At 45.5% G+C, this 6,222-nt stretch carries 6 protein-coding genes; all 6 read left to right on the top strand.

Going from position 1 to position 6,222, the window contains the following annotated elements; genetic code table 11:
• Positions 1 to 244 precede the first annotated feature (244 nt).
• The 6 genes from LG34_RS04090 (at position 245) to LG34_RS04065 (ending at position 5,935) form a co-directional block, all read left to right on the top strand.
• Complete coding sequence (locus LG34_RS04090; RefSeq protein ID WP_109215007.1) at positions 245 to 832, top strand: guanylate kinase; 588 nt, start codon at positions 245 to 247, stop codon at positions 830 to 832.
• Between the two features lie 134 nt (positions 833 to 966).
• Positions 967 to 2,019, top strand: a complete 1,053-nt coding sequence (locus LG34_RS04085; RefSeq protein ID WP_109215006.1) for an ATP-binding protein — start codon at positions 967 to 969, stop codon at positions 2,017 to 2,019.
• Positions 2,016 to 2,924 carry a PSP1 domain-containing protein gene (locus tag LG34_RS04080; RefSeq protein ID WP_109215005.1) on the top strand — a complete coding sequence of 303 codons (909 nt, stop codon included), beginning with the start codon at positions 2,016 to 2,018 and terminating at the stop codon, positions 2,922 to 2,924. The genes LG34_RS04085 and LG34_RS04080 overlap by 4 nt, the downstream gene beginning before the upstream one ends.
• On the top strand, positions 2,917 to 3,651 hold the full coding sequence (locus tag LG34_RS04075; RefSeq protein WP_109215004.1) for a tRNA1(Val) (adenine(37)-N6)-methyltransferase: 735 nt from the start codon (positions 2,917 to 2,919) through the stop codon (positions 3,649 to 3,651). Before LG34_RS04080 ends, LG34_RS04075 begins: the two co-directional genes overlap by 8 nt.
• Before the next feature lie 57 nt (positions 3,652 to 3,708).
• Entirely contained in the window at positions 3,709 to 4,560 is an 852-nt protein-coding gene (gene rsmI / locus LG34_RS04070; protein ID WP_109215003.1) for a 16S rRNA (cytidine(1402)-2'-O)-methyltransferase, read from the top strand.
• A 16-nt stretch (positions 4,561 to 4,576) separates the two neighbouring features.
• Entirely contained in the window at positions 4,577 to 5,935 is a 1,359-nt protein-coding gene (locus tag LG34_RS04065) for an MATE family efflux transporter (RefSeq protein ID WP_109215002.1), read from the top strand.
• Positions 5,936 to 6,222 lie beyond the last annotated feature (287 nt).

The following is a 6,222-nucleotide window of genomic DNA, read 5'->3' as shown; positions in this document are numbered from 1 at the left end:
TTCTGAAAAGAAGATGTCAGCTTGCGCTGACCAGAATCACGCACCAAGTTTCACGTGCGTTCGACTTGAAATTAATTAAAAAATCGTAGCAGGAAACAGGAAAGCGGATAGCATTTTTGAATTTTTGCTGCGATTTTTTCAATGTGGGTTTTACAGATAGAAAAACTTGTTGTAAAATGAAAACTACAAATGCGTGAAAAATAATAGATGACATGGATGGAAATAGAGAGCAGGAGAGAAACATATGGGAAAGATTTATTGCCTGATGGGCAAAAGTGCATCTGGAAAAGATACCATTTATAACCGCCTTCTGGCAATGGAGGAATTGCAGCTGCGACGTGTGGTTCCTTATACCACCCGCCCGATTCGTTCCGGTGAAACAGAGGGAGAATCTTATTTTTTCTGTTCTGAGGAGCGTGTTGCGGAGTTTGAACGCGAGGGCAAGATTATTGAGTTGCGGGCATACGATACCATGTATGGCGTGTGGAAATATTTTACCGCGGATGATGGACAGATTGTTCTGGCAGAAAGTGACTATCTGATGATCGGAACATTGGAAGCCTATGAACAGATTCGTGCATATTTTGGCGCGGAGCATGTGTGTCCAATCTATGTGGAAGTGGATGATGGTGTCCGCCTGCAGCGGGCATTGGAGCGGGAACGGTCACAGGAGCAGCCAAAATATGCGGAAATGTGTCGCAGATTTCTGGCAGACGAGCAGGATTTTTCAGAGGAAAATCTGAAAAAAGCAGAGATAACAAAGCATTTCCTGAATAAAGATCTGGATCAGGTCACACAGGAGATCGCTTCTTATATAGATAATAAATATTAGATATGAAATAAACGCATGTAGAATTGTGGGAAGATAACGTTTTTTCTATTTGCCAGGCAGCAGGAATACCGGAGCATTCTTGAATTTTTACATGCGAAAGCAAATTTTTAGCAGTGAGGAGCAGAAGTGACAAAATGGCAGGATTTCATGAGATTGTCGGACATGAACAGTTGATCGCACATTTACAGAGTGCCATTGTGATGGATAAAGTATCCCATGCATATATTATCAATGGTCCGAAAGACAGTGGAAAAATGATGCTGGCAGAGGCATTTGCCATGGCGCTACAGTGTGAGACTTCTATTAAAAACAGGGAAGGTCTGGCAGGACAGCCGCGGGAAGCACTGCATCCGGAAACCATTGCGGAGCCCTGTATGGAATGTCATTCCTGCAAGCAGTCGTTAAATAAGAATCAGCCGGATATTATTTATCTGAGCCATGAAAAGCCAAACACGATCTCCGTTGCGGATATCCGTGAGCAGATCAACCATGATATTGAGATCAAACCTTACAGCAGTAAGTATAAAGTATACATTGTAGATGAAGCAGAAAAAATGAATCAGCAGGCGCAGAATGCATTGCTGAAAACCATTGAGGAGCCGCCGGCTTATGCAGTGATCCTGCTTCTGACCACGAACGCGGATGCATTTTTACCAACGATTCGATCGCGGTGCGTGATGCTGGATGTAAAGCCGGTGAATGATGAGAAGATTCGGGAGTTTCTGATGAAACAGCGTCAAATCCCGGATTACAAGGCGGAAGTCTGTGCGGCGTTTGCCAGAGGAAATGTGGGACGTGCCATGAACCTTGCGTCTTCCGAGCGTTTTAACGAATTAAAAGATTTTACAACCCAGCTTTTACGCAGACTGGGTGATATTCCGAAGTATGATTTATTACAGGAGATCAAACCACTGAACGATTTCAAAGATGACATCAGAGAATTTTTCGATTTAGTTTTGTTTTGGTATCGTGATGTGTTATTATATAAAGCAGCAGCGACGGAGGAGCAGTTGATTTTCCGTGAGGAGGCGTATGAAATCAGACGCCAGTCGGAAAAATGTTCTTATGCGGGACTGCAGCATATTTTAGATGCAATCGACACAGCAGACAGACGGATCCGGGCAAATGTAAATTTTGACCTGACCATGGAAATGCTGGCATTGACAATTAAGGAGAATATTAGATGATAAAAGTAACTGGAGTAAGATTCCGTCAGGCGGGCAAAGTGTATTATTTTGATCCGAAAAACCTGAAACTGGAGCGCGGCAGCCACGTCATTGTGGAGACTGCCCGTGGTATCGAGTACGGTACCGTAATTGTCCCACCAAAGGACATTACAGATGATGAAGTGGTTCAGCCGTTGAAAGCAGTCATTCGTGTGGCAACACCGGAAGATGACCGTATCGAAGAGAAGAACCATGAGAAAGAAAAAGATGCATACAAGATCTGTCTGGAAAAGATTGAAAAACACGGTCTTGCCATGAAACTGGTGCAGGCAGAGTATACTTTTGACAACAACAAACTGCTGTTTTACTTTACCGCAGACGGACGTATCGATTTCCGTGAGCTGGTAAAAGATCTGGCTAGTGTATTCCGTACCAGAATCGAGCTGCGTCAGATCGGTGTCCGTGATGAGACCAAAATCCTTGGCGGTATCGGTATTTGTGGACGTCCGCTGTGCTGTCACACATTCCTGACAGAGTTCGCGCCGGTGTCAATCAAGATGGCGAAAGAGCAAAATCTGTCCCTGAATCCGACCAAGATTTCCGGTGTGTGTGGACGATTGATGTGTTGTCTGAAAAACGAAGAAGAAACTTACGAATACTTAAACAGCCGTCTGCCGAATGTGGGTGACCGCGTGACAACCCTGGACGGTCTGAAAGGTGAGGTACAGAGTGTCAGCGTACTGCGCCAGCTGGTGAAAGTCGTTGTGGATGTAGGCGATGAGAAAGAAATCCGCGAATATCCGGTAAAACAGCTGAAATTCCGTTCCAAACGCCGCAGAGATCATGGCGAGCGTCTGAGCAAAGAGGAAATGCGCAAACTTGCTGAGTTAGAGGACAAGGGAGGACATTCCAAGTTAAATGAGTAATTTATTGCCGGGAGAACGAATCGACGAATTACAGCGAAACGGTTACCGCATTATCCAGAATCCGGAAAAATTCTGTTTCGGTATGGATGCGGTGCTGCTGTCCGGCTTTGCCCGGGCAAAAGAACACGAAAACTGTCTGGATCTGGGTTGCGGAAATGGAATTATCCCGATTCTGATGGAAGCCAAGACCGATGGAAAACATTTTACCGGTCTGGAGATTCAGCCGGAGAGTGCGGACATGGCGCGGCGTAGTGTGGCGCTGAATGATCTGCAGGATCGGATCGACATCGTAGAAGGTGATATTAAGGATGCTTCAAAGATTTTTGGAGCATCTTCTTTTCATGTCGTGACGACAAATCCACCGTATATGACCGCGCAGCACGGACTGACGAATCTGCATGAGGCAAAAACCATTGCACGCCATGAGGTATTGTGCAATTTGGAAGATATTATCCGGGAGAGCGCGCGCCTTTTGGTGCCGGGTGGACGTTTTTATATGGTACACCGCCCATTCCGTCTGGCAGAGATCATTTCTCTGATGGTGCAGTATCGGATCGAGCCGAAACGGATGCGTCTGGTATATCCTTATGTGGACCGGGAGCCAAATATGGTGCTGATTGAGGGACTGCGGGGTGGAAAAAGCCGCATGACCGTGGAAAAGCCACTGATCGTGTACAAAGAGCCGGGAAAATATACGGATGAGATTTACGATGTATATGGATATTAAAGCCATTGATTGTGTGAATAAAAAACGTTGTATTAGATTGTGAGGTGAAATAAGGTTATGGCAGGAAAATTACACTTATGTGCGACACCGATTGGAAATTTGGAAGACATTACGCTCCGTGTACTGCGTACATTAAAAGAAGTCGATCTGATCGCGGCGGAAGACACCCGAAATTCCATTCATTTGCTGAATCATTTTGATATAAAAACACCGCTGACCAGCTACCACGAGTACAACAAAGTGGATAAAGCCTATCAGTTGGTGGAAAAAATGCAGCAGGGAACGAATATTGCGCTGATCACCGATGCGGGTACACCGGGCATTTCCGATCCGGGTGAAGATCTGGTGCGCATCTGCTACGAGCAGGGCATTGAAGTGACTTCCCTTCCGGGGGCAGCAGCCTGCATTACCGCATTGACGCTGTCCGGTTTGCCGACACGCCGCTTTTCCTTCGAGGCATTTTTGCCAAAGGAGAAAAAAGAGCGTGCAGCCGTATTGGAAGAATTGAAAAATGATACAAGAACGCTGATTGTGTATGAGGCGCCGCATCATCTGCTTGGCACGTTAAAAGAACTGCAGAATGCGTTGGGTGACCGCAGACTGACGGTCTGCCGCGAGCTGACGAAGAAATTTGAGACAGCATTTCAGACTACATTTTCCGAAGCGATCAGTTACTATGAGGAGCAGGGCGTCCGCGGAGAGTGCGTGTTAGTTATTGAGGGCAGAAGCCGGGAAGAACTGGTGCAGGAGCAGCAGCAATCCTGGGAGGCAATTTCTGTGGAAGAACATATGGAGCGCTACTTAAGCACTGGTATGGATCGAAAAAGCGCCATGAAGCAGGTGGCAAAAGACAGGGGCGTCGGAAAACGTGAAATTTATCAGATGCTTTTAAACACAGAAAACGAGTAATCGGAAGGGAGACGTTATGACAAAAGATTTAACCGTTGGAAGTCCAATGAAGTTAATTTGGCAGTTTTCCATACCGCTGGTACTGGGAAACTTGTTTCAGCAGATGTATAACATGGTAGATACCGTGATCGTAGGTCGTTATCTGGGACTGAGTGCCCTGACCAGTGTAAGTTCTACTACATCCATCACCTTTCTGATCATTGGTTTTTGTCTTGGAACCTGTACGGGACTTGCAGTACCCGTGGCGCAGAAATTTGGTGCAAAAAATTACAGCGAAATGCGTAAATTTGTGATGAATGCGGCATATCTGGCAATTTTTCTTGCTGTGATCATGACGATCGTAACCTGTGCGCTGTGCGGTTCAATCCTGACCTGGATGAAGACACCAGATCAGTTTTATCAGGGGGCATATGATTACCTGTTTGTCATTTTCCTGGGAATTCCGTTTACGTTTTTATATAACGTAGTGGCGGGTATTATCAGGTCGCTGGGAGATTCCAAGACGCCGTTTTATTTTCTGGTATTGTCTGCGGTGATGAATATTTTTCTGGATATGCTTTTTATCATTGTATTCAAACTAGGAACCGCCGGAGCCGGATGGGCAACGATTTTGTCACAGGCAATATCTGGTATTCTCTGTTTTATCTACATGAAGAAAAAATATGATGTCCTGAAAACAAATGTTCAGGAGCGCAAACTGGATATGCATTACATAAAGACATTGTTTACTATGGCAGTACCGATGGGATTACAGTTTTCCATTACAGCCATCGGAAGCATCATGCTTCAGAGTGCGGTAAATACACTTGGCGCAGTATATGTATCTTCTTTTGCGGCAGCAGCAAAAGTAAAACAGCTGGCAATGTGTCCGTATGACGGATTCGCGACAGCAAGTGCGACCTTCGGAAGTCAGAACCTTGGTGCCGGAAACTTAAAACGAATCCGGGAAGGACTGAAATCCGGAATTATAATTTCGGTTCTGTACAGTATCGGAATCGGAATCGTGCTGATTTTTGCAGGTTCCAAGATAGCGTTGCTGTTCGTATCCGGCAGTGAGACAGAAGTACTTGGTTATGTACAGCAGTTGTTAACATGTGCAGGATTTTTCTATTTCTTCCTGGCATTCTTGAACTGTACACGACTGACCATTCAGGGACTTGGATACAGTGCGATTGCGATGTGTGCGGGCTTGAGTGAGCTGCTGGCAAGAGGTTTGATGTCTGTATTTGTGATTCCGAGATTCGGATACACGGCAGTGTGCTTTACGGATCAGACGGCATGGATTGCGGCAACATGTGTGGTAATGCCGGTATTCTTTGCGATTATGAAACGTTTGGAAAAACGGCAGGCGGAAGCCGCCGGTAATGTGGTATAACGGAACTTTAGTGAAGCGGAATCAGGGTATTTTGTCCTGGAGGCTAACAATCGCCTTCCAGGACAAAATGTCCTGATTCCTTTTTCTATACAGTGTTGCTTAGTCGTATTTTCCTTTCGGCATAATAATAGATACGTTAAGCCAATGTGTAAATGGAGAAATCTCAGGATTTTTTCTCAGCGAGCGATTGTTAGCCGCGGAGACAAAATCCTGAGATTTCTCCTTAGATATCCCCTTTATATATCAGATGGGAGCCAATCCCCCATCTGATATAGCCTCCGGCAGGA

This window comes from Eubacterium ramulus (assembly GCF_003122485.1).
GTDB classification, from domain to species: Bacteria; Bacillota; Clostridia; order Lachnospirales; family Lachnospiraceae; genus Eubacterium_I; species Eubacterium_I ramulus_A.
Note: the sequence above shows the minus strand (reverse complement) of the source record. Positions and strands in the feature narration are given on the sequence as shown.

What these genes read in the sequence shown, in the direction of transcription:
- LG34_RS04090 (WP_109215007.1), top strand. Translation starts at nt 245, where the DNA reads ATGGGAAAGATTTATTGCCTGATGGGCAAAAGTGCATCTGGAAAAGAT.
- LG34_RS04085 (WP_109215006.1), top strand. Translation starts at nt 967, where the DNA reads ATGGCAGGATTTCATGAGATTGTCGGACATGAACAGTTGATCGCACAT.
- LG34_RS04080 (WP_109215005.1), top strand. Translation starts at nt 2,016, where the DNA reads ATGATAAAAGTAACTGGAGTAAGATTCCGTCAGGCGGGCAAAGTGTAT.
- LG34_RS04075 (WP_109215004.1), top strand. Translation starts at nt 2,917, where the DNA reads ATGAGTAATTTATTGCCGGGAGAACGAATCGACGAATTACAGCGAAAC.
- rsmI (WP_109215003.1), top strand. Translation starts at nt 3,709, where the DNA reads ATGGCAGGAAAATTACACTTATGTGCGACACCGATTGGAAATTTGGAA.
- LG34_RS04065 (WP_109215002.1), top strand. Translation starts at nt 4,577, where the DNA reads ATGACAAAAGATTTAACCGTTGGAAGTCCAATGAAGTTAATTTGGCAG.